Annotated in this window: 22 protein-coding genes; 6 read left to right on the forward strand and 16 right to left on the reverse strand. The window is 58.4% G+C overall.

What is annotated here, in order from left to right:
* Positions 1 to 85 precede the first annotated feature (85 nt).
* The 6 genes from galU to BM174_RS08755 are packed head-to-tail and all read left to right on the forward strand — an operon-like array spanning position 86 to position 7,357.
* A complete protein-coding gene (gene galU, locus BM174_RS08730; RefSeq protein WP_093923466.1) occupies positions 86 to 979 on the forward strand; it encodes a UTP--glucose-1-phosphate uridylyltransferase GalU in 894 nt (297 codons plus the stop codon).
* Between the two features lie 20 nt (positions 980 to 999).
* Positions 1,000 to 1,983, forward strand: a complete 984-nt coding sequence (galE, locus tag BM174_RS08735; protein ID WP_093923467.1) for a UDP-glucose 4-epimerase GalE — start codon at positions 1,000 to 1,002, stop codon at positions 1,981 to 1,983.
* Positions 1,943 to 3,181 carry a glycosyltransferase family 4 protein gene (locus tag BM174_RS08740; RefSeq protein WP_093923468.1) on the forward strand — a complete coding sequence of 413 codons (1,239 nt, stop codon included), beginning with the start codon at positions 1,943 to 1,945 and terminating at the stop codon, positions 3,179 to 3,181. The genes galE and BM174_RS08740 overlap by 41 nt, the downstream gene beginning before the upstream one ends.
* A 43-nt stretch (positions 3,182 to 3,224) precedes the next feature.
* Entirely contained in the window at positions 3,225 to 4,235 is a 1,011-nt protein-coding gene (locus tag BM174_RS08745) for a glycosyltransferase family 2 protein (protein ID WP_093923573.1), read from the forward strand.
* Complete coding sequence (locus tag BM174_RS08750) at positions 4,232 to 5,929, forward strand: DUF5927 domain-containing protein (protein ID WP_093923469.1); 1,698 nt, start codon at positions 4,232 to 4,234, stop codon at positions 5,927 to 5,929. Before BM174_RS08745 ends, BM174_RS08750 begins: the two co-directional genes overlap by 4 nt.
* 3 nt (positions 5,930 to 5,932) lie before the next feature.
* Entirely contained in the window at positions 5,933 to 7,357 is a 1,425-nt protein-coding gene (locus BM174_RS08755) for a nodulation protein NodH (RefSeq protein ID WP_093923470.1), read from the forward strand.
* On the opposite strand, the gene BM174_RS08760 is transcribed toward BM174_RS08755, so the two are convergent.
* The 16 genes from BM174_RS08760 to BM174_RS08835 form a co-directional block, all read right to left on the reverse strand.
* Positions 7,345 to 7,809: a PTS sugar transporter subunit IIA gene (locus tag BM174_RS08760; protein WP_093923471.1), complete on the reverse strand. Its 465-nt coding sequence runs from the start codon at positions 7,807 to 7,809 to the stop codon at positions 7,345 to 7,347. The two genes, BM174_RS08755 and BM174_RS08760, sit on opposite strands and share 13 nt — an antisense overlap.
* Before the next feature lie 44 nt (positions 7,810 to 7,853).
* Positions 7,854 to 8,420, reverse strand: coding sequence for a ribosome hibernation-promoting factor, HPF/YfiA family (gene hpf / locus BM174_RS08765; protein ID WP_093923472.1), 567 nt, complete (start codon positions 8,418 to 8,420; stop codon positions 7,854 to 7,856).
* A gap of 246 nt (positions 8,421 to 8,666) precedes the next feature.
* The gene (lptB, locus tag BM174_RS08770; RefSeq protein ID WP_093923473.1) at positions 8,667 to 9,425 is read right to left on the reverse strand and encodes an LPS export ABC transporter ATP-binding protein; all 759 of its coding nucleotides are present in this window, start codon (positions 9,423 to 9,425) and stop codon (positions 8,667 to 8,669) included.
* Complete coding sequence (locus BM174_RS08775) at positions 9,425 to 9,919, reverse strand: LptA/OstA family protein (RefSeq protein WP_093923574.1); 495 nt, start codon at positions 9,917 to 9,919, stop codon at positions 9,425 to 9,427. Before BM174_RS08775 ends, lptB begins: the two co-directional genes overlap by 1 nt.
* A gap of 5 nt (positions 9,920 to 9,924) precedes the next feature.
* A complete protein-coding gene (locus BM174_RS08780; RefSeq protein ID WP_245766304.1) occupies positions 9,925 to 10,539 on the reverse strand; it encodes a hypothetical protein in 615 nt (204 codons plus the stop codon).
* Between the two features lies 1 nt (position 10,540).
* Positions 10,541 to 11,503: a KpsF/GutQ family sugar-phosphate isomerase gene (locus BM174_RS08785; protein WP_093923474.1), complete on the reverse strand. Its 963-nt coding sequence runs from the start codon at positions 11,501 to 11,503 to the stop codon at positions 10,541 to 10,543.
* A complete protein-coding gene (locus tag BM174_RS08790) occupies positions 11,500 to 12,114 on the reverse strand; it encodes a ribonuclease D (protein WP_093923475.1) in 615 nt (204 codons plus the stop codon). Before BM174_RS08790 ends, BM174_RS08785 begins: the two co-directional genes overlap by 4 nt.
* Before the next feature lie 51 nt (positions 12,115 to 12,165).
* The gene (locus BM174_RS08795; protein ID WP_093923476.1) at positions 12,166 to 12,957 is read right to left on the reverse strand and encodes a PaaX family transcriptional regulator C-terminal domain-containing protein; all 792 of its coding nucleotides are present in this window, start codon (positions 12,955 to 12,957) and stop codon (positions 12,166 to 12,168) included.
* Positions 12,947 to 14,971, reverse strand: coding sequence for a phenylacetic acid degradation bifunctional protein PaaZ (gene paaZ / locus BM174_RS08800; RefSeq protein WP_093923477.1), 2,025 nt, complete (start codon positions 14,969 to 14,971; stop codon positions 12,947 to 12,949). The genes BM174_RS08795 and paaZ overlap by 11 nt, the downstream gene beginning before the upstream one ends.
* Positions 14,972 to 14,980: 9 nt before the next feature.
* A complete protein-coding gene (locus BM174_RS08805) occupies positions 14,981 to 16,045 on the reverse strand; it encodes a 2Fe-2S iron-sulfur cluster-binding protein (RefSeq protein WP_093923478.1) in 1,065 nt (354 codons plus the stop codon).
* A 7-nt stretch (positions 16,046 to 16,052) separates the two neighbouring features.
* Positions 16,053 to 16,520, reverse strand: a complete 468-nt coding sequence (gene paaD, locus BM174_RS08810) for a 1,2-phenylacetyl-CoA epoxidase subunit PaaD (protein ID WP_093923479.1) — start codon at positions 16,518 to 16,520, stop codon at positions 16,053 to 16,055.
* The gene (gene paaC / locus BM174_RS08815) at positions 16,514 to 17,236 is read right to left on the reverse strand and encodes a 1,2-phenylacetyl-CoA epoxidase subunit PaaC (protein WP_093923576.1); all 723 of its coding nucleotides are present in this window, start codon (positions 17,234 to 17,236) and stop codon (positions 16,514 to 16,516) included. Before paaC ends, paaD begins: the two co-directional genes overlap by 7 nt.
* A gap of 29 nt (positions 17,237 to 17,265) precedes the next feature.
* Positions 17,266 to 17,610, reverse strand: coding sequence for a 1,2-phenylacetyl-CoA epoxidase subunit PaaB (gene paaB / locus BM174_RS08820; protein WP_093923480.1), 345 nt, complete (start codon positions 17,608 to 17,610; stop codon positions 17,266 to 17,268).
* Between the two features lie 4 nt (positions 17,611 to 17,614).
* The gene (paaA, locus tag BM174_RS08825) at positions 17,615 to 18,607 is read right to left on the reverse strand and encodes a 1,2-phenylacetyl-CoA epoxidase subunit PaaA (protein WP_093923481.1); all 993 of its coding nucleotides are present in this window, start codon (positions 18,605 to 18,607) and stop codon (positions 17,615 to 17,617) included.
* 2 nt (positions 18,608 to 18,609) lie between these two features.
* Positions 18,610 to 19,812, reverse strand: coding sequence for a 3-oxoadipyl-CoA thiolase (pcaF, locus tag BM174_RS08830; protein ID WP_093923482.1), 1,203 nt, complete (start codon positions 19,810 to 19,812; stop codon positions 18,610 to 18,612).
* Positions 19,813 to 19,930: 118 nt separating this feature from the next.
* A complete protein-coding gene (locus BM174_RS08835) occupies positions 19,931 to 21,022 on the reverse strand; it encodes a cupin domain-containing protein (protein WP_093923483.1) in 1,092 nt (363 codons plus the stop codon).
* Between the last annotated feature and the right edge of the window lie 70 nt (positions 21,023 to 21,092).

Raw genomic sequence — 21,092 nt, forward strand, 5'->3', positions numbered from 1 at the left:
TGCGTCCTGTAGGATGAAAAGTGTCTAAAACGCTCAAGGCCAGCCGCGATAGAGAGCGGAAGATATTTTGGAGGCTGTAAATTATATGCGTAGAAAAGTGACGAAGGCCATATTTCCGGTCGCTGGTATGGGCACCCGTTTTTTGCCCGCTACCAAATCTGTTCCCAAAGAAATTATGACTTTGGTAGACCGCCCGCTGATCCAATATGCAATCGACGAAGCCCGCGCCGCTGGCATCAAGGAATTTATCTTTGTGACCTCGCGCGGCAAAGGCGCTTTGGAAGACTATTTCGACCACGCACCCCAGCTTGAGCAAGAGCTACGCCGCAAGAACAAGACCGAACTGCTGGAAGTTTTGAACAGCACCAACATGGAAAGCGGTGCGATTGCCTATATCCGCCAGCACCGTGCGCTGGGTCTGGGTCATGCTGTTTGGTGCGCCCGCCGCTTAATCGCCAACGAACCTTTTGCCGTGATCCTGCCCGATGACGTGATAGCCGCCGAAAAGCCCTGCTTGCAGCAGATGGTCGAAGCCTACGCCGAAACCGGCGGCAATATGGTTGCTGCGATGGAAGTCGAACCCGAGCGCGCCTCGTCCTACGGGATGCTTGATGTGTCCGAAGACATGGGCCAGTTGGTCAAGGTCAAGGGCATGGTTGAAAAGCCAAAAGCCGAAGATTCGCCGTCAAACCTTGCGGTTATCGGTCGCTATATTCTCTCCCCTTCGGTGTTGCAGAACCTCAACCAGTTGAAGTCGGGATCGGGCGGAGAAATCCAGCTGACCGACGCGATTGCGAGAGACATCGAGCTTGACCGCAATGTTTACGGCTTCCGCTTTCGTGGCCAGCGCTTTGATTGTGGCTCTAAGTCAGGATTTTTGCAGGCGACTGTCGCTTTCGGTCTTGCCCGCGAAGAACTGCGCGACGATTTGAAGGCATATCTGGAAAGCATCATCCATCTGGATAAAGCGGCCCAATAACGGTCTTCGGAGGACTTAAGATGAAGAACGTTCTGGTAACAGGCGGCGCGGGCTATATCGGCTCGCACGCCTGTAAGGCGCTTGCCCTTGCGGGCTATACTCCCGTGACATTTGACAATCTTATTACTGGCTGGCGCGACGCCGTGAAGTTCGGACCTTTCGAGCAGGGTGATTTGCTTGACCGCGCCCGTTTGGATGAGGTGTTTGCGAAATACAAACCCGTCGCAGTGATGCATTTTGCGGCACTTAGCCAAGTTGGCGAAAGCATGACCGATCCCGCCAAATACTGGCGCAACAACGTGATGGGGTCACTGAACCTGATCGAGGCCGCCACCGATGCCGACTGTCGGCATTTCGTGTTTTCCTCGACCTGCGCGACCTATGGCGATCAGGACAATGTGGTGTTGGACGAGAACTCCGTGCAATTGCCGATCAACGCCTATGGCGCGTCCAAACGCGCAATCGAGGATATGCTGGTCGATTTCGCGGCTTCGGCCGGTTTGCAGCATGTGATCTTTCGCTACTTCAACGTTGCAGGCGCAGACCCCGAAGGTGAAGTGGGTGAGTTCCACCAGCCCGAGACCCATCTGATCCCGCTAATGCTTGATGCCATTGACGGCAAGCGCGATGCGCTGACGATTTTTGGCACAGATTATGACACACCTGATGGCACCTGCATCCGCGACTATGTGCATGTTTGCGATCTGGTTGATGCCCATGTGCTTGGCCTCAAATGGCTGGAGGAGGGGCGCGGCAATCGTGTTTTCAACCTCGGCACCGGATCGGGCTTTTCGGTCCGCGAGGTGATCAATCACAGCCGCGAGGTCACCAACCGTGATGTGCCGTTCAACGAGGGTGCGCGACGACCCGGCGACTGTACCAAACTGGTGTCTGGCTCGCGCCGCGCTGTCAGCGAATTGGGCTGGGAGCCGCAACGCTCAAACCTGAACCAGATGATCGCAGATGCGTGGAGATGGCATCAAAACGGCCATTACTCCGCCTGAGATGGCCGGTGCCCGCCTTCTGGATGTGACGAGAAGTCTCAGGCGCGCGGGGCGGGTAGCAACAGGTGTGGACCGGGTCGAGATCGCCTATCTCGAACATTTCCTCACCGACGAGATACCGTTTTTTGCCTTGGCGCGCACGGCGCTCGGCTATGTGCTGCTGGACCGGGACGGCGCGCAGACGTTTCGCGACAAATTGGCGGGTGATCTGCCATGGGGCGGCCCCAGCATGTTGTCGCGTCTGGTAATGGGCCGGGACCGGGCGCTGGTCCGGGCAGAAAGCGATCTGCGACGGCTCGCGGTGGGGCGGGCGATACCAGCCAATCTGGGTAGAATGTTACAAGCGCTGCTGCATGACACCTTCGCGTACTACAATGTCGGCCATTCGAACCTGACGGATCGGATGTTAAAATCGGTCAAATCCGCAGGCGGCGGGATCCATGTGCTGGTTCACGATGTCATCCCGCTGGAATTTCCGCAGTTTCAAAGGGCCGGCACTGTGGCGCCGTTTCGCGCCAAGATCGATCGCGTCGCGCGGCTGGCGGACCGCGTGATTTACAACAGTCACGATACCCGGCAGCGCAGCGAAGCGTTTATGCGTCTGGCGGGCAGGGTGCCTGACGCCATTGTCGCACATTTAGGTGTGACCATACCGCAGCCCGATCTACAGGCGCTGCCCTCGTCGCTGCCGCCATCAGAGCCATATTTTGTGACAGTTGGCACGATTGAGCCACGCAAGAACCATGCTTTCCTGCTCGACCTCTGGGCGCAGATGGGGACTGAGGCACCGCTGCTGCTCATCTGCGGAAGCCGCGGCTGGAACAATGCAGCAGTCTTTGACCGGCTCGACCAATTACCCCGCGACGGCAGGGTGCGCGAAGTTTCAGGACTCAGCGATCCGGCGCTTGCGGCCTTGGTTGCGGGGGCATCGGGGTTGTTGTTTCCCTCGCTGGCCGAGGGCTTTGGCCTGCCAGCGATCGAAGCTATGGCGCTCAAAACGCGCGTTTTGTGCAACGATCTTCCGGTTTTCCGCGAAGTGACTGATGACAAAGCTGTTTACGCGCCAGTGTCCGACGGGTATTTGTGGACCAGTACAATTAAAGAGTGGGGCAGCAGTCCGGCAGGCGCTTGGTCAGGCAACACATTCAAAGGTTCGGGTTGGGCTGAACATTTCAATACCGTCTTAAGATCGAGGTGATAGCGCAGGACTGCAGTGGTACATCCCAGCGTAGAGGGTGATTTTGGGAATAATTCAGTCATATAGACTGAGGCTTCAGCGCAAACGATGGCGCATCAGAGCGTTTCGAAAGCGTCGGGAGCTGAAAAGGGTTGTGAACCGGACGGAGGATATCCGCGCCGACGATCTTTTGCTGTTTTGCACCCAACGCAACGAACGCATCAGACTGCCCTATTTCCTTGAGTATTATCGCGAGATGGGCGTCGGCCATTTCTTCTTTGTCGATAATGACAGTAACGATGGATCGCTCGACTATCTCGCGGATCAGCCTGACGTGTCGGTCTGGTCTGCCAAGGCCAGCTATAAGCGGGCCCGCTTCGGCGTCGACTGGCTGAACTGGCTCCAGATGAAATACGCGCACGGCCATTGGGCGCTGACCGTCGATCCGGACGAATTTCTGGTTTATCCGTTCTGTGATACGCGCCCATTGCGCGCCCTGACCGATTGGCTCGACGCCTCTTCGATCAAATCCTTCTCGGCGATGCTGCTGGACATGTATCCAAAGGGGCGGCTGGACGAGCAACCCTATCAGGCGGGCCAAAACCCGATCGAGATCGCCTCATGGTTCGACAGCGGCAATTACACGATTTCGCGCAATCATTTGTTCACCAACCTGTGGATACAGGGCGGCCCGCGTGCGCGGGTGTTTTTCCCTGACGAGCCTGCGAAAGCGCCGGCGCTGAACAAGGTGCCGCTGGTGAAGTGGGACAAACGCTACACCTATGTCAGCTCTACCCACATGCTGCTGCCGCGGGGTCTTAATCAGGTCTATGATGAATGGGGCGGGGAGAAAGCATCGGGTGTCCTGCTGCATGCCAAATTCCTCGACACATTTGGCGCCAAGGCCGAAGAGGAGCTTGAGCGCAGCGAGCATTATGCCGCTTCGGTGGAATACAAAGCCTATGCTGACCGTCTGAAAGACGATCCGCAGCTTTGGTGCAAATGGTCCGAACGTTATATCAGCTGGCGTCAGCTGGAGATTTTGGGGCTGATGTCCAAAGGGAACTGGGCGTGACGGTCGGGATCATCATGCTCGTGCACACAGCCCTTGGCCGTGCTGAACAGATTGCGCGGCACTGGGCTGCGGCTGGCTGCCCCGTGGTTATTCACGTCGACAAGAACGTGCCGCGCAAGACCCGCGAGACTTTTGTCGCGGGACTTTCCGATTTGCGCGATGTGTATTTTTGTGCCCGCTACCGCTGTGAATGGGGAACTTGGGGCATCGTGGCGGCCTCCCAATCCGCCTCCGAGAAGATGCTGGCGCAGTTCCCTGATGTACGTCACGTCTATCTGGCGTCTGGGTCTTGCCTGCCACTGCGTCCAGTGCAAGAGCTTATCGACTACCTCGACCAGCGGCCCCGCACCGATTTCATCGAAAGCGCCACAACATCCGACGTGCCTTGGACCGTGGGTGGCCTTGACGAAGAACGCTTTACCATGCGGTTTCCGGTGTCTTGGAAGAAGAACCGCTTTTTGTTCGACAAGTTCGTCCAAATCCAGCGCCGGTTCAAAATAAAGCGTAAGATGCCTAACGGGTTGGTCCCTCATATGGGGTCGCAGTGGTGGTGCCTGTCGCGGCAGACCCTGTCGGCCATCCTGCAAGACCCCGATCGCCCGACATATGACAGCTTTTTCCGCGAAGTCTGGATACCTGACGAGTCCTATTTTCAGACTCTCGCGCGGCAATATTCGACCAAGATCGAAAGCCGCTCTCTGACCTTGTCGAAGTTCGACTTTCAGGGGAAACCGCATATTTTCTATGACGACCACCTCCAGCTTTTGCGGCGATCAGATTGCTTTGTGGCCCGCAAAATCTGGCCCTATGCCAACGTGCTATATGACGCGTTCCTCACGGATGCCGAAGGCGCGATGAAAAAGACCGAGCCGAACCCGGGCAAGATTGACCGAATTTTCTCCAAGGCGGTCGAGCGGCGGACGCGCGGCCGCTCTGGCCTCTATATGCAAAGCCGCTTTCCGAACGAAGATTGGGAAAACGGGGTGACCGCCGCGCCCTATTCGATGTTTCAGGGGTTCGCCGAGCTTTTTGAGGATTTCGAGGTTTGGCTTGGCAAGGCGACCGGCGCGCGGGTGCATGGGCATCTTTTTGCAAAGGATAAGGTGCAATATGCCGAGGGTCAGAATGCCATTAATGGAGCGCTGGCCGATTCCGCCTTGCTGCGCGATTATAATAACCGAGCTTTTCTGACCAACCTGATCTGGAACACGCGCGGCGAACGCCAATGTTTTCAGTTCGGGCCGGAGGACAATCAGGAGATCAATTGGCGCATCGCAAAAGACCCCAATGCGCAGATTTCGGTGATCACCGGTGCATGGGCGGTGCCGCTGTTTCGCTCCAACCTTGATTTCGGCGACATCCGGGCCCGCGCCGCCAAACTGCAAAAGATCGAGAGCGAACATATGGATGTGCTGCGCTCGCCTTACACCAAGGCACGGGTGCGCATTTGGACGATGGCGGATTTTATCGAAGCGCCGATGGAGCCCCTGCAGGGTATTCTGGACGAGATCGGCCGCACCAAACTGCGGCGGCTGTCGGAAGCGCCAAAAATGGTAGACCTTGCCGGCTTTGGACAATTCCTGCAGAACTTAAAGAACCAAGGTATGCATCCCTATCTGATGGGCGATTTCCCTGCGGAACGAACCATGGAACCGGTGCAAAAGCCTCCTCGAAAACCCTATTTGGTGCAGTAATATATGGCCTTCACAAGCTTTGTCGTGTTCGCGGAAATGCGGACCGGATCGAATTTTCTGGAATCAAATCTGAATGCATTTGAAGGTATCAAATGTCACGGTGAGGCGTTCAATCCACACTTTCTGGGCTATCCCCATAACGAGCCGATCCTTGGCGTGACCCAAGGCGCCCGCGACAGCAATCCGCAAACATTGTTGGACGCGATCCGAAATGACACCACCGCGCTGACCGGCTTTCGCTATTTCCACGACCATGATCCACGGGTCTTTCACGACATCATGAACGACAGGCTCTGCGCCAAGATCGTGCTGACCCGCAATCCGGTAGAAAGCTACGTAAGCTGGAAAATCGCGCAAGCGACCGGCCAGTGGAAACTGACGGATATGAAATCGCACAAATCGGCGCAGGCCGAATTTGACGCCGATGAATTTTCCGCCCATCTGGAAGCTTTGCAAGCCTTCCAGCTTACCCTTCTGAACGGGTTGCAAACATCCGGCCAAACGGCATTTTACGTCGCTTATGAGGACCTTCAAAGCCTTGAGGTGATGAACGGACTGGCGCGCTATCTGGGCGTTGAGGCCAGTCTGGAGGCACTGGACAAGAACCTGAAAAAGCAAAACCCCAGCCCGATCTCTTCCAAAGTTAGCAACTATCCGGCGATGGAGCAGGCGCTGTCAAAGCTGGACCGTTTCGATCTAACCCGCACCCCCAATTTTGAACCGCGCCGTGGCCCGAATGTGCCGTCCTATGTGGCCGCGTCTGACACTGCGCTGATGTATTTGCCGATCCGCAGCGGCCCGCAGCATGAGGTGAAACACTGGCTGGCGGCGCTGGACGGGGTACGCCAGCAGGACTTGTTATCAAAGATGTCTCAGAAGGATCTGCGCCAGTGGAAGCGCCGCCATCCTGGCCATCGCAGTTTTACTGTGCTGCGGCATCCGGTGCTACGTGCCCATGATGCATTTTGCCGCCATATCCTGCCGGTTGATAAGGGCAACTACGGCCAGTTGCGCGGCACGTTGATCCGCCGCTACAACATGCCGTTGCCTGAAAAGGGGCCGGATGCCAGCTATGATGTGCAGGCCCACCGCGCGGCTTTCGCGGCGTTTCTTAAATTCCTCAAGGGCAATTTGTCGGGCCAGACCGCGATCCGCGTCGATCCGGCGTGGTGCACGCAGTGGCAAACGATCTCCGGATTTGGTGAATTGTGCTTGCCCGACCGCATCATCCGAGAGGCTGATCTGGCCGAGGAGCTCACAGCACTTGCGACCGCCGTGGGTCATCCAAACCCGCCCGCGCCGCAACCAGCCGCGCCGGACCAGCCGTTTGCGCTGGAAGATATCTATGATGATGAAATCGAAAAGCTAACGGCGGATGCCTATCAGCGGGATTATGTCATGTTCGGGTTCGGGCCTTACGCGGCCTGAACCGAATTATCCTCGATCAAAATGGTGTAAAGCGTGCTGGCGTTGGGGTTGGCTCGCAGCTTGTTGCAGATCGCAGGATTGCGCAGGGTCCGCGCCACCAAGGCCAACGCCTTAAGATGTTCGACCCCTGCCTCGTTCGGCGCAAACAACGCACAGGCGATATCGACCGGCTGCCGGTCCACTGAAGAGAAATCAATGGGTTTGTCCAAAAGCACAAAGGTGCCAACGACCTTATCGAGCCCCTCGACCCGCGCGTGCGGCAGCGCCACGCCGTGGCCCACACCCGTGGGCCCCAGCGATTCGCGTGTGTTGAGCGCCTCGACAACTTCGGACGCATTCAATCCATAAGCATGGTGCGCAAGCTCTCCGAGCTCTTGCATTAGTCGCTTCTTGCTTGAGGCAGACGTCAAAACCTTGACCGCACTCGGCTTGAGAAGTTTCGCAAAATCCATGCTGCTCACTCTCTACGCAGACAGGTCGCCCCGCCGCTTTTACATTATGAGGGGTCGATCCAGCCTACGTTGCCGTCCTCACGCCGGTACACGACGTTCAGCCCCTCTTTGCCCTCTTTGCGAAACAAAACCACAGGCGCCCCCGTCAGTTCCATTTGCATGACTGCTTCGCCGACAGACAAGGTTGCAATCTTGGTCTGCATTTCGGCAATGATCATGGGCTGGAGGCTGTCGGGTTCCTGTGCGTCCGCGTCGCTTTCTGAGGCGAGGATATAGGACGAAGCGCCGAGGAGTTCAACCGGTACGGCACGCTCCTTATGATGGTCTTTCAACCGACGCTTGTAGCGCCGTAGTTGCTTCTCCATCTTGGCACAGCTGGAATCAAAGGCGGCGTAAATCTCTGTTGCATGGGCGCGGGCTGACGCGGTCAGCCCCGTCGACAAATGAACAGTCGCTTCGCAGACAAACTCGTGCCCTGATTTCGAAAAAATAACATGGGCATCGGTGGGTCGGCCTGCGTATTTTTCTACAGCCGCGCCTAATTCTGTTTTGACATGGGTCTGAAGCGCTTCACCAATGTCGATCTGTTTGCCGCTGATTTGATAACGCATATAGGCTCCTTTTTATTGTGTGTCTGGCACACCAAACGGACCACGGGCGTGGTGATTTGAGTGCATCAGGTGCGGACGAATGGCCTCGCGTTTAGATAGTTCAAGATCATGCCTTGGCGATAAGGCTTGTGTAGATTTGATCGGGAACGCGATGTTGCCATTCTTCAATCAGGCCAAGAATGCCATCAAAAGTCAATGGCGCTGCGTGTCAGAGACGCGCAAAAATCAGCGCAAATTGTGGAGGGATTAAAAGATGCGGAAATTGTCGCCAAGATAGACGCGGCGGACGTTTTCGTTTTCGACCACTTCTTCAGGGGTGCCGGACATCAAAACCTTGCCTTCGTGCAAGATGTAGGCGCGGTCCACAATTTCCAATGTTTCCCGCACGTTATGATCCGTGATCAGCACGCCAATGCCGCGGTTTTTGAGGTCCGCAACCAAATGACGGATGTCCCCGACCGAGATCGGATCGACCCCGGCGAAGGGTTCATCCAGCAGCAGGTAATTCGGGTTCGCGGCCAGACAGCGGGCAATCTCGACCCGTCTGCGTTCGCCCCCCGACAGCGCCATCGCAGGTGCGCGGCGCAGGTGCTCGATGGAAAATTCGGACAATAACTCTTCGAGCCGTTCGCGCCGCTTATAGCGCGGTTTGACTGAAATATCGAGAATTGCGGAGATGTTGTCCTGGACGCTGAGGCCGCGAAAGATGCTCATCTCCTGCGGTAGATATCCGATACCAAGCTGGGCGCGGCGGTACATCGGCAGGGTTGTTACATCCTTGCCATCGACGGTGACCTTACCCCCTTCGGGCCGCACCAGACCGGCGACTGCATAGAACGTTGTCGTCTTGCCCGAACCATTTGGCCCCAGCAAAGCGACGACTTCGCCCCGATCCAGCGTCATGGAAAAATCGCGGATCACGGTCTTCTTGCGGTAGGATTTGCGCAAATGTTCGATGCGCAGTCCGGCATCACCGCCCGCGATCGTCAGGTGATGGGAGGGCATCAGTTGCCGCTGCCCGTCTGCAAAATCGTTTTCACGCGGCCGGTCATCTGCGCGGTGCCATCCTCAAGACGGATCGACATTTTGTCGGCGCTGAGCGCGCTGGCACCCTGTGCGAGCAAAACATTGCCGGTCATCACGATTGTGCCGTCGTCAATATTATAGTCAGCCCGCTCTGATTCGGCAGCATCCTCACCGGAGACGAGGGTCACGCCGCCGGTCGCTTCCAGACGTGCGATACCTTTCTGCTCGGCCCGGTAAACCACCAGCACACGGGCCGCTGTCAGCCGCATCTCGCCTTGGCCAATCGCGACGTTTCCGGTGAAAATCGCGGTTCCGGTGGCATTTTCGACCGATAGGTTATCTGCAGTGACCTCAACAGGCAGCGAGGTGTCTTGCCGGATGGTGCCAAATGCCACATTCGCGCCCTGCGCCCCTGCCTGGCTGAAAATCAGCGACGCAACGACGGAAAAAAGCAAAGTTTTGAAGTTTTTCACAATGGTCACTCTTCGTTTTGTAAGGGCGTGTATACCAACTTCACCCCGTTAGTGAAAAACAATTGGTTGGCATCGGCCCCCTTGCCGCCAGTCAGTTCCATACTGCCAGCCTCAAGGGTGCCAGCAGGACCTGTCGCGAACACCTGCCCGGGTGAGCGCAGGTTCACTTTCGACATTTCACTGGTCAGCAAATCGCTGACAATCCGGTACCCCGCAGAAGTTGTGATTACCACATCGCCTGTCAACTCGGCGATATCTTCGGCCACATCAAAAAGTGCGCTGTCCGATCGCAGGGTTAACTCCGTGCCATCAAGAAGGTTCAGCTTCACGTCGACGTCTTCGGCATTGCTGCCGCCGGTCTGGCCTTGCGGCGTGGTTAACTTTTCGGCGGAGAAGGAGATCAGTTCGCCATCGGCGGTAGCGCCGGAAAAGAACGGTCCGGTGATTTGCTGATCGCGCAGACGGTCCTGAATTTCTTTGTCCGCAAAGGGGATGACACTTTCGGGGTCGGCGGTACGCGACACAAGAAACAAGGTCGATAGCAGGGCAAGCGCGGTCAGCGGAAATACAACCTTGAGCCATGCAACGGCGCGCGAATGGCGATCAACCTGAATCGCCATGTCATCCGAGCCCGACGCGCAAGCAATCGTGGATATGCAGAAGTCCGACAGGTACGTCGGGGTTTTTCGGGTCCACGACGATCAGGCAGGTGATTTTCCGGTCGTTCATGATGCCAACCGCTTTTTCAGCCAACGCTTCGGGGGCGATGGTGATGGGGGCAGGGGTCATGACTTCGCGGGCACTCAGCGTCGATAACCCTTCTAGATGCCGGCCAATATCACCGTTGGTGATGATCCCTTGCAGCTTGCCATCATCATTGATCACCCCCACCACGCCAAAGCCTTTACTGCCGATCTCGGACAGCGCTTCGGGCATGGCCGCACCGATCCCCACCAAGGGCATCGCAGTGCCTGTGTGCATCAGATCGCTCACACGGCTAAGTTTGGCGCCGAGTTTACCGCCGGGATGGAAATCGCGAAAATGCTCGGCGGTGAAGGCGCGGTTTTCCATCAGCGCAACAGCCAGCGCATCGCCCATTGCCAGCGTCATAGTGGTCGAGGTGGTTGGCACCACGCCGGTACCGCAAGCCTCGGGCAGCTTTGGCAGCAGCAAAACCACGTCAGACTGGACGCCAAGACTGCTGGTGGCATTGCTGGTGATCCCGATCAACGGGATCGAGAACCGCCGGGAATAGGTAACGAGGTTAGCAAGCTCGGGGGCCTCGCCGGAGTTTGAGATCGCCAGAACCACATCGGCGCTGGTGATCATGCCGAGGTCGCCGTGGCTCGCCTCTGCCGGATGGACGAATTGTGCAGGCGTGCCGGTGCTGGCCAGCGTCGCCGCGATCTTGTTGGCGATATGCCCAGACTTTCCGATGCCGGTAATGATCACCCGCCCCTTGGTCGCGGCAAGCAGGTCGATGGCATGACGAAAATTCTCGTCCAGCGCGTCAGCGAGGGCGTTCAAGGCTTCGGCTTCGGTGCGGATCACGCGCTTTGCAGTATCAATAAAAGGTGTGTTCATGCGTGGGCAAATATATCTGTCTCGGGCCATCCAAGCAGATCAAGCTTGGCGCGGGTGGGCAAAAAGTCGAAACAGGCCTGCGCCAGTTCTACGCGGTCTTCACGGAGCAGGCGGGCGTCCAGCTCCTTGCGCAGTTTGTGTAAATGCAGAACGTCCGAGGCGGCATAATCGATCTGGGCTTTGGTCAGCTTCTCGGCCCCCCAATCGCTGGATTGCTGCTGTTTGGAAATATCGACGCCCAACAATTCCTGCACCAGTTTAGCCAGACCGTGGCGGTCGGTATAGGTCCGGATCAATCGGCTGGCGATCTTGGTGCAATAGACAGGTGCTGCGGTTGCACCGAAGGCGTGGAGCAGTGCGGCGATGTCAAAACGTCCAAAGTGGAACAGCTTGAGAATGGCGGGGTCTTGCAGCAGGGCCACGAGATTGGACGCTTGAGTTTGCCCCTTGGCGATCTGCACCAGATGCGCGTGCCCGTCACCGCCCGAAAGCTGCACCACGCACAGCCTGTCGCGGTGCGGGTTAAGGCCCATGGTTTCACAATCAATCGCCACGACCGAGCCTAAATCAAGACCGTCCGGCAGATCATTTTGGTATACGTGGTTTGTCATGCCGCATTCTATACAGGGCTTGAACGGCTTGGGAAAGCGTCGCTTTTGTGCTCAGGGATTGGCCGCCGACACTGCGATATCGCGCAGCGCGGGGCGCGGAAAACGGTTCAGAAGTTCGGCCACCGAGATGTGGCATTGGTGCTCGGGAAGATGCGGCGCGATGAGGGCACCGGGAAGGGCCGGATGCTTTAGCACAAGGCGGCGCCAGTTGTGCACAATCAGACAGCGCAGGATCGCGATTTCAAGCGGGGAGAGGTCGATCCCTTGTGGTAGCGCCTCGTGCAGGTTGGTCAGTGCCGCGAGCAGCGCGGTATAATCGTCGAGAAGACCGATTGGTCGCAAGGATTGGCAAAGCCAATCCGGCACCTGAGTGCCAGCCATAACCAATGCGTCTTTCGGAGCAGGAAGGTCGCGCGAACCTGCAAAAAGTCGAGGCTGGATCGGTGAGAATCCAGACGCCAGCATCGCGGCGTTTGCCTCGGCGCTAGCGTCTTCGATAAAGACAACCTGCCAAGCATCATTCACATTTGACGGTTGAGCATAAATGCGCGGGGTGGCGGCGATGGTCTGGTTCCTGCCCTTGGCGCTCAGGCCATGATGGCTGATACGACCCGCTTTCGTGGACGTGATCCAGCCATCGTTGCGCAACCGGTGCAGCGCCACGCGCGCCGCTTCGGGTTTTACGTCGAGGGCGGTGAGGATGTGTGACAGTACCGGCCCCTCAATCACCTCGCCCTTACCCTGCGCGAGATCCCCGAACAGGCTGATCATCATCGACCAGACCTTTTGCGGCCCCAGCGCCCTTAGCGGGGCGGTTTTTTCTTGAAAAGCTTCAGACGGCATTCATCGTCAGCAGTTCGTATTCAGCCACTGCCTCATCTTTCTGGTTGGTTAGGGTCACATGCCAACGCACTTCGCCGTATTCGTCATTGCGGGGGGTCTTGTGCTTTACGGTCAGCCGCACCTTGATGCTGTCGCCCGCGCTGACAGGCTCCAAGAACCGAAGATTATCAAGGCCGGTGTTGGCCAGCACAGGGCCGGGGTCAGGTTGCACAAACAGACCCGCGGCGAAACTCAGCAACAGATAGCCGTGTGCCACGCGGCCGGGGAAGAACGGGTTCGCTTTGGCGGCCTCGTCATCCATGTGGGCATAAAAGGTATCACCGGTGAAATGGGCGAATGTCTCAATGTCCTCCAATGTCACCTCACGGCTGTCGGAATTAAAGGTTTCTCCCAGCATTAGGGTCGAGAAGGTACGAGTGAAGGGGTGCGGCTTGTCGGTCAGCTCGGTCGCACCAGGCACCCATTGCTCACCAATGGCGGTCAGAATATCGGGGCTGCCTTGTATCGCGGTGCGCTGCATATAATGCATGACGCCGCGCACGCCGCCCAACTCCTCGCCGCCGCCTGCACGGCCCGGCCCGCCGTGCACCATATGGGGCAAGGGCGCGCCGTGGCCGGTTGCCTCGGCCATCGACCTGCGGTTGTTAAAGTAGAGCCGCCCGTGAAATGCAGCCGCGCCGAGCGTAATCTCGCGGGCCACTTCGCCGTCATTTGTGATGACGGACGCCACGAGCGAGCCTTTGCCCTTGTTCAGCAGCGCCACTGCATGGCCAAGATCGCGGTAGGCCATGATGGTCGAGACAGGACCGAAGGCTTCGGTGTCATGCACGCGCTGGGCGCTGTCGGGGTCGGCGCAGTGGAACAGCATCGGCGGGACAAAAGCACCCTTCTCGCGGTCTGCACCTTCGACAGTGAAATTATCAGGGTCGCCGAATACACGCTCGGCCTCGCCCGCCAGCAGAGCGGCCTTCTCCAGCACATCGCGCTTTTGCGAAGCGGAGACCAACGCGCCCATGCGCGTCGTCTCGGCGCGTGGATCACCGATGGTGGTTCTGGCGAGCCGCGCCGAGATTGCCGCGATCACCGGATCGAGCAGCGACTGCGGAACCATAATCCGGCGGATCGCGGTGCATTTCTGTCCCGCCTTCGCAGTCATCTCGCGCTGCACTTCCTTGACGAACAGATCGAACTCCGGCGTATCGGGTGTGGCGTCTGGCCCCAGCACAGATGCGTTAAGGCTGTCCTGCTCCGATGCAAAGCGCACCGAGTTCTTGATCAGCTTCGGGTTGGTCCGCAGTTTAAACGCCGTATCGGCAGAGCCGGTGAAAGCCACCGCATCCTGACATTCCAGATGGTCAAGCATATCGCCCAATCCGCCGCTCACCAGTTGCAATGCTCCAGCAGGCAGCACGCCGCTATCCAGCATCATCCGCACGCAAGCCTCGGTCACATAGCAGGTTGCGGTGGCCGGTTTCACAATCGCGGGAACACCAGCGAGCAGGGTCGGGGCCAGCTTCTCCAGCATCCCCCAGACCGGAAAGTTGAATGCGTTGATATGGACGGCAACACCTTGCAGCGGCGTGCAAATATGCCGCCCCATAAAGGCACCCGTCCGGCCTAGCTGCTCGGGCGGACCATCCAGATAGACATGGGCATCCGGCATCTCGCGCCGTCCCTTGGCGGCATAGACCTGCATCGTGCCGATCCCGCCATCCACGTCGATCTTGTGATCATTTAGCGTAGCGCCGGTGTCATAGCTCAACTCATAGAGCGTTTGGCGCTGCTCGCGCAGGTGCAACGCCAAGGCCTTGAGCATCCGCGCGCGGTCATGAAACGTCATCTTGCGCAGTGCGGGGCCGCCGGTATCGCGGGCGTAGCCCAGCATCGCCTGCACATCGAGCGCGTCATTGCCAGCCTGCGCGATTACTTCGCCGGTGATGGCGCTGGCGATGTTGCGGGCACCAGCACCGGGGGCGATCCACTGACCAGCAGCAAATGAGGAAATGTCGCGCATGGTGGCTCCTTAATGAGTGTCGTAATCGATGACGAGCCTGTCCGTCAGCGGGTAACTCTGGCAGGTCAACACATAGCCGCGCTCGACCTCGTAATCCTCAAGCGCGTGGTTCGAGAGCATCTCGACCTCGCCCTCCAGAACCTTGCCCATGCAAGTGGAGCAGACCCCTGCCTTGCAGGCAAAGGGTGCCTCCTGCCCATTGGCGAGGGCGGCTTCGAGCACCGATTGGCCCTTGGTCATCTCGAATGTGCGCTGGGCGCCTTCGATAATCACGGTGATCTCGGTGCCCTTCTGGCCTTCGGCACGTTTCGCCATTTCCTGTTTGGCGAGACGGCCTTGCTGGCTTTCGCTGAACAGTTCGAACTTGATCTGATCAGGCTCTAACCCGTGCGATTTAAGGCTTTCAGCGATGGCGAGCATCATCGGCTCGGGGCCGCAGATGAAGGCGGTGTCGATGGCGGTAACGTCAATCCATTGCTTGAAGAGCGCTTCGCATTTGTCTTGATCGACCCGTCCGGTGAACAGGTCAATATCCTGGCCCGATTCCAGCATATGGATGATCGTTAGGCGGCCCATATGGCGGTTTTTGAGGTCTTCCAGCTCTTCGCGGAACATGATCGTGTTTACCGCGCGGTTGGCGTAGACCAAGGTAAAGGTCGATTGCGGCTCGCGTTTGAGCACGGTTTTAAGGATCGACAGAACCGGTGTGACGCCAGAGCCTCCCGCAAAACCAAGGTAGTTTTTTGCCGTGTCAGGGTCGATCGGCGTGAAGAATTTGCCCTGCGGCGGCATGGCGTGCAGCGTGTCGCCGACTTTCAGATCGGTATTGGCAAAGGTCGAAAACGCCCCGCCATCGACGCGCTTGATGCCGACCTTGATTTCGCCATCGTCGAGACCTGTACAGATCGAGTAGTTGCGGCGCAGTTCGGTGCCATCGAAATCTTGCTTGAACGTCAGATACTGGCCTTGGGTAAAGGTAAAGGCGTCCGCGTTTTCGGGCTTCAATGTCAACACCACCGCATCGCGGATGGTGTAGTGGATATCAGTCACTGTCAGGGGGTAAAACTGGCTCATCGGGGCCTCAGATGCATTTGAAATAGTCAAAGGGTTCTAGGCAGTCGGTGCAGCGCCATTGGGCTTTGCAGGGGGTCGATCCGAACTGGCTGATTTTTTCTACGGCGGTGGACTGGCAGCGTGGACAATGCTGTGGCCCGCCTGCGGGTTGCGGCGGTGCAATACCATAGGCTTCGAGCTTGTCCCGGCCCGCATCAGTCAGCCAATCGGTCGTCCAGGCGGGCGACAATTGTCTTTTTAGAGACAGGTTTTCGATGCCATGCGCGCGAAGGGCTGTTTCGATATCAAGGTTGATGATCGTTGTTGCGGGACAGCCCGAATAGGTCGGCGTTACCGTCACCTCAAGCGTATCGCCCTGCCACTGCACATCGCGGATGATGCCCAGATCAGTGAGCGAGATTACCGGAATCTCCGGGTCAGGAACCTGCGAGAGCCATTCCCAAACCGTCTCAACGCTCGGTTTTTCGATTACCATGTTGCGTCCGGATAGGACCGCTGAAGCCACTGCATCTGCGTCAGCATATGGCCCAGATGTTCGGTATGGCGCACGCCGGTTTTGCCGCCCTTATGGGCAAAGTCATCCTCGGGCCGCTTCAACGTCGCGGCGGCCAGCACATCGGCGACCAGCGTATCATAGCCCGCACGCAGACTTGCAGGATCGGGCGCGATGCCATGGGCCATCATCTCCTGATCGACGTCGTCGCTCAGGAACATTTCGCCTACATAGGGCCAGAGCCGGTCAACGGCGGATTGCATGCGTCGATGGCTTTCTTCGGTGCCATCGCCAAGGCCGATCACCGTGTCAGAGGATCGCTCCAGATGATAAGTCACCTCCTTGGCGGATTTTTCAGCAATCGCGGCGATCTGGTCGTTGCTGCTGTCCATCAGCGCCTGAAGTTGCGCCAGATGCCAGCCATCAAACAGGAACTGCCGCATCATCGTACGGCCAAAATCACCGTTTGGCTGTTCCACCAGCAGCAGGTTGCGAAAATCCCAGACGTCGCGGTGAAACGCGAGATTGTCCGCGTCGCGGCCTTTGCCCTCCACCTCTGCGGCGAGCCCGAGCCAAAGCTGGGTTTGCCCGATCAGGTCCAGTGCCACGTTGGCGAGCGCGATGTCTTCTTCGAGCACAGGCGCCACACCGCACCATTCCGAGACGCGATGCCCCAGAACCAAAGCATTGTCACCCATCCGGCAGAGGTATTCAAACAACGGCTGGCTCACATCGCCCCCACTTCGTCAGGAATGTCAAAGAAGGTCGGGTGGCGGTACACCTTGTCGTTCGCAGGCTCATAGAGCGAGCCTTTCTCCTCGGGCGAGGAGGCGGCAATGTCGCTGGCACGCACGGTCCAGATGCTCACACCTTCGTTGCGGCGGGTATAGACATCGCGGGCGTTCTTGATCGCCATTTCAGCGTCTGCGGCGTGCAGGCTGCCAACGTGGCGATGGCTCAACCCGTGCTGACCACGGATGAAGACTTCCCACAACGGCCATTCGGTCTTGCGGGTTTCGCCGTGCGGGCTGGCGTCATCTTCGTTGTAGGGGCTGGACTCAGGGCTGCTCATTATCTTACTCCGCTGCCATTTTTCTGCTGCGCTTCTTTTCGGCGTGGGCGATAAGACCCTCGCGGACCCAACGGCCCTCGTCCCAAGCCTTGTTTCGGGCCTCCAGCCGTTCGGTGTTGCAAGGGCCGTTGCCCTTCAGCACGTCAAAGAACTCTTCCCAATCAGGTTCGGCAAACGTGTAATGGCCGGTTTCCTCGTTCAGTTTGAGGGTGTCATCGGGGATCGTGAGGCCAAGGTAGGCGGCTTGTGGGGCGGTCTGATCGACGAACTTTTGACGCAACTCGTCATTGGTGTTCATCTTGATTTTCCACGCCATAGACTGGGCTGAGTGCACGGATTCCGCGTCCGAAGGGCCGAACATCATCAGCGACGGAAACCAGAAACGGTTCAAGGCATCCTGCGCCATCTTGTGCTGCGCCTCGGTGCCGTTTGCCATTTTCATCATGATGTCGAAACCCTGCCGCTGGTGGAAGGATTCCTCTTTGCAGATACGCACCATCGCGCGGGCATAAGGGCCATAAGAAGTGCGCTGCAATGGCACCTGATTCATGATCGCCGCACCATCGACCAACCAGCCGACAGCGCCCATATCGGCCCATGTTAGGGTCGGATAATTGAAGATCGACGAATACTTCATCTTACCCGACAGCAGGTCGCGGGTCAGGTCATCACGGGTCACGCCCAGCGTTTCAGCCGCGCAATACAGGTAGAGCCCGTGGCCCGCCTCGTCCTGCACTTTGGCAAGCAGGATTGCTTTGCGCTCCAAGGTCGGTGCACGGGTGATCCAGTTGCCTTCGGGAAGCTGGCCGACGATTTCCGAATGGGCGTGCTGGCCGATCTGGCGGATCAGGTTTTTACGGTACCCTTCCGGCATCCAGTCTTTCGGTTCGATCTTGCCGCCCGCGTCAATACGCTCCTGAAAGGCGCGTTCCTCAGGCTCCATCTCGTCGAGGGATTTAACGCCCTGTCCGGTGGATTTGATCATCTGTGCATACATCGTCAGACCCTTTCAAGTATGAGAGCCACGCCTTGGCCCACGCCGACGCACATGGTGCAAAGCGCATAGCGCCCGCCTGTGCGTTGCAGTTGCAATGCCGCCGTCATCACCAGCCGCGCGCCGGACATGCCCAGCGGGTGGCCGATGGCAATCGCGCCGCCGTTGGCATTTACATGCGGTGCGTCGTCCGCCACGCCCAAAGCGCGCAGGGTCGCGAGACCTTGCGAGGCGAAGGCTTCGTTCAATTCTATCACATCCATCTGGTCGATGGTGAGACCTGCGCGGGCCAGTACCTTTTGGCAGGCGGGGATTGGCCCAATACCCATCACACGCGGCTCAACCCCGGCGGCAGACATCGCGACGACGCGAGCGATTGGCGTCAGTCCGTTGTCCTTGGCTGCCTGTTCATTGGCGACCAGCAGGGCGGCCGCACCGTCGTTCACGCCGGAGGCATTGCCTGCCGTTACGGTGAGGTCGGGGCCATTGATGGCACGCAGCTTGCCAAGCGCTTCGCCGGTTGTGTCGGGGCGCGGGTGTTCGTCGCGGTTCACGATGATCGGATCGCCTTTGCGCTGCGGAATAGTCACGGGGGCAATCTCGTCTGCAAAGATGCCAGCCTTGTCAGCGGCGGCCCAGCGTTGCTGGCTGCGCAGCGCAAAAGCGTCCTGATCGGCGCGGTTCACGCTGTGGTCCTCGGCAACGTTGTCGGCGGTTTCAGGCATCGAATCGACGCCGTATTTCGCTTTCATCTTCGGATTCACAAAGCGCCAGCCAATGGTGGTGTCATAGACCGCGTTGTTGCGCGAAAAGGCGGTTTCGGCCTTCGGCATGACGAAGGGCGCGCGGGTCATGCTCTCGACGCCGCCTGCAATCGCCATATCCATGTCGCCTGCACGGATCGCCCGCGCGACCGAGCCGACAGCGTCCATCCCCGAAGCACAGAGCCGGTTGATCGTGGAGCCGGGCACATCGACAGGCAGACCCGCCAGCAGCGCGGCCATCCGCGCCACGTTGCGGTTATCTTCGCCCGCTTGGTTGGCGCAGCCCAGCACCACATCATCTACCCGTGTCCAGTCAACGTCCGGATTACGCGCCATCAAGGCCGCAATCGGGATCGCAGCAAGGTCATCGGCACGCACCGAAGACAAAGCGCCGCCAAAGCGGCCAATGGGGGTACGCTGTGCGTCACAGATGAAGGCATGCATGTAGAAACTCCTAAAGCTTTAGAAAGAAGGTAATCCCCGAGGTGATTCGAGGCAAGTTAAATGTTACATGATCTGCATATTTGCAAAATTTGCGTAACACGTTGAGAGGGGCGGAGAGTTAGGCCAACGTGGTCGTGAAGTCCCCGCGCAGCGCAACTTCGAGCAATTCCAGATCGTCGGAACAGTCTTTGTATTGCGCCACCATCTGCGGCGGGATCACAAAGGCATCGCCTTTTTGCAAATCGCGATCCGCCTCCCCTTCGGCAGTGAGCGTCATCGTGCCGTCCATGACAAAGGTGAAATGGATATCGGCGTCATGGCGGCTGGCGGGCGGGATGCCTTCGCTGCGCCGCACGACCTGAATGCCCGCCACGCCCTTGGTGCCCGCCGTGATGCCGGTATCCCGCGCGGTGAAGCCCGGTACGCGGAAAGGGTGCCATTCGGCCTTGTCTTTGATGTGGTGGACAAAGGTCTGCCCGTCCCACTCGCGCGCCGGATCGCCCTTGCCGTTGGGCAGGGTGAAATCGTGGTCGATGGTGGTGACATGATCTGCCGGCACGCCGATCTCGATCACCTCAATCTCGGGGGAGGCCTCCACGACACGGTGGCGGATGCCGGGCGGCTGGGTGACGCAATCGCCCGCGTGCAGGCGGATCACATCGCCCTGATCCTCATACAGCACATCGACCCAACCCTTGTAGCAAAAGATCAGCTGAAATCCGACGGTGTGATAATGCACCATATCCGGCACCGGCCCGCCATCGGGGATGCGGATGTGGCTGGCAATGATCGACCCGCCCAGCCGTGTCGGGATAAGATCGCGGTAATGCATGCCCGCACGGCCGATCACCCAAGGCGCTTCATCGCGCAGGCGGCGCACGGCAAATTCATGCTGGGTGGCGGGATGTTCGACGGCGGGCGACAGCGGCACCACAAGGACGCGGGTGCCGTTGGGGGCGATGAGTTCGCGTTGGCCTCCGGCGAAGTCATCGGGGCTGTCGGTAAGAATACGCAGCACGCCGGGGGGCACATCGGCCCCCTTTTCGATCCGCAAGCGAAGGCCGTGGCCCGAGAATGTCGCGACCGAGGGGTCATCCGCAGGGAAGATATTCTCCAACCGCATGCCGAGCGTTTTGGTGAAGAACGGCAGGTCGTGGCGCAGCTCTTTCGTGGGCAGCAAGAATTCGGCGAGAATGTCATCGGGGCGCATTTTAAGTTCCAGTCCTCTACAAATGTCGGGTTTAGCGCTACACTACTGTGTGCTCCGTATCTTTCCAGCG

It is taken from the genome of Sulfitobacter brevis (assembly GCF_900112755.1).
In the GTDB taxonomy this organism is placed as follows: domain Bacteria; phylum Pseudomonadota; class Alphaproteobacteria; order Rhodobacterales; family Rhodobacteraceae; genus Sulfitobacter; species Sulfitobacter brevis.

Coding starts and splice junctions, on each gene's coding strand:
- paaA (WP_093923481.1), bottom strand. CDS start 18,607: ATGTATGCACAGATGATCAAATCCACCGGACAGGGCGTTAAATCCCTC.
- galE (WP_093923467.1), top strand. CDS start 1,000: ATGAAGAACGTTCTGGTAACAGGCGGCGCGGGCTATATCGGCTCGCAC.
- galU (WP_093923466.1), top strand. CDS start 86: ATGCGTAGAAAAGTGACGAAGGCCATATTTCCGGTCGCTGGTATGGGC.
- BM174_RS08795 (WP_093923476.1), bottom strand. CDS start 12,957: ATGCCGTCTGAAGCTTTTCAAGAAAAAACCGCCCCGCTAAGGGCGCTG.
- paaB (WP_093923480.1), bottom strand. CDS start 17,610: ATGAGCAGCCCTGAGTCCAGCCCCTACAACGAAGATGACGCCAGCCCG.
- BM174_RS08835 (WP_093923483.1), bottom strand. CDS start 21,022: ATGCGCCCCGATGACATTCTCGCCGAATTCTTGCTGCCCACGAAAGAG.
- hpf (WP_093923472.1), bottom strand. CDS start 8,420: ATGCGTTATCAAATCAGCGGCAAACAGATCGACATTGGTGAAGCGCTT.
- paaD (WP_093923479.1), bottom strand. CDS start 16,520: ATGGTAATCGAAAAACCGAGCGTTGAGACGGTTTGGGAATGGCTCTCG.
- BM174_RS08805 (WP_093923478.1), bottom strand. CDS start 16,045: ATGAGCCAGTTTTACCCCCTGACAGTGACTGATATCCACTACACCATC.
- pcaF (WP_093923482.1), bottom strand. CDS start 19,812: ATGCATGCCTTCATCTGTGACGCACAGCGTACCCCCATTGGCCGCTTT.
- BM174_RS08740 (WP_093923468.1), top strand. CDS start 1,943: ATGCGTGGAGATGGCATCAAAACGGCCATTACTCCGCCTGAGATGGCC.
- BM174_RS08785 (WP_093923474.1), bottom strand. CDS start 11,503: ATGAACACACCTTTTATTGATACTGCAAAGCGCGTGATCCGCACCGAA.
- paaZ (WP_093923477.1), bottom strand. CDS start 14,971: ATGCGCGACATTTCCTCATTTGCTGCTGGTCAGTGGATCGCCCCCGGT.
- lptB (WP_093923473.1), bottom strand. CDS start 9,425: ATGCCCTCCCATCACCTGACGATCGCGGGCGGTGATGCCGGACTGCGC.
- BM174_RS08760 (WP_093923471.1), bottom strand. CDS start 7,809: ATGGATTTTGCGAAACTTCTCAAGCCGAGTGCGGTCAAGGTTTTGACG.
- BM174_RS08780 (WP_245766304.1), bottom strand. CDS start 10,539: ATGGCGATTCAGGTTGATCGCCATTCGCGCGCCGTTGCATGGCTCAAG.
- BM174_RS08755 (WP_093923470.1), top strand. CDS start 5,933: ATGGCCTTCACAAGCTTTGTCGTGTTCGCGGAAATGCGGACCGGATCG.
- paaC (WP_093923576.1), bottom strand. CDS start 17,236: ATGGGTGACAATGCTTTGGTTCTGGGGCATCGCGTCTCGGAATGGTGC.
- BM174_RS08790 (WP_093923475.1), bottom strand. CDS start 12,114: ATGACAAACCACGTATACCAAAATGATCTGCCGGACGGTCTTGATTTA.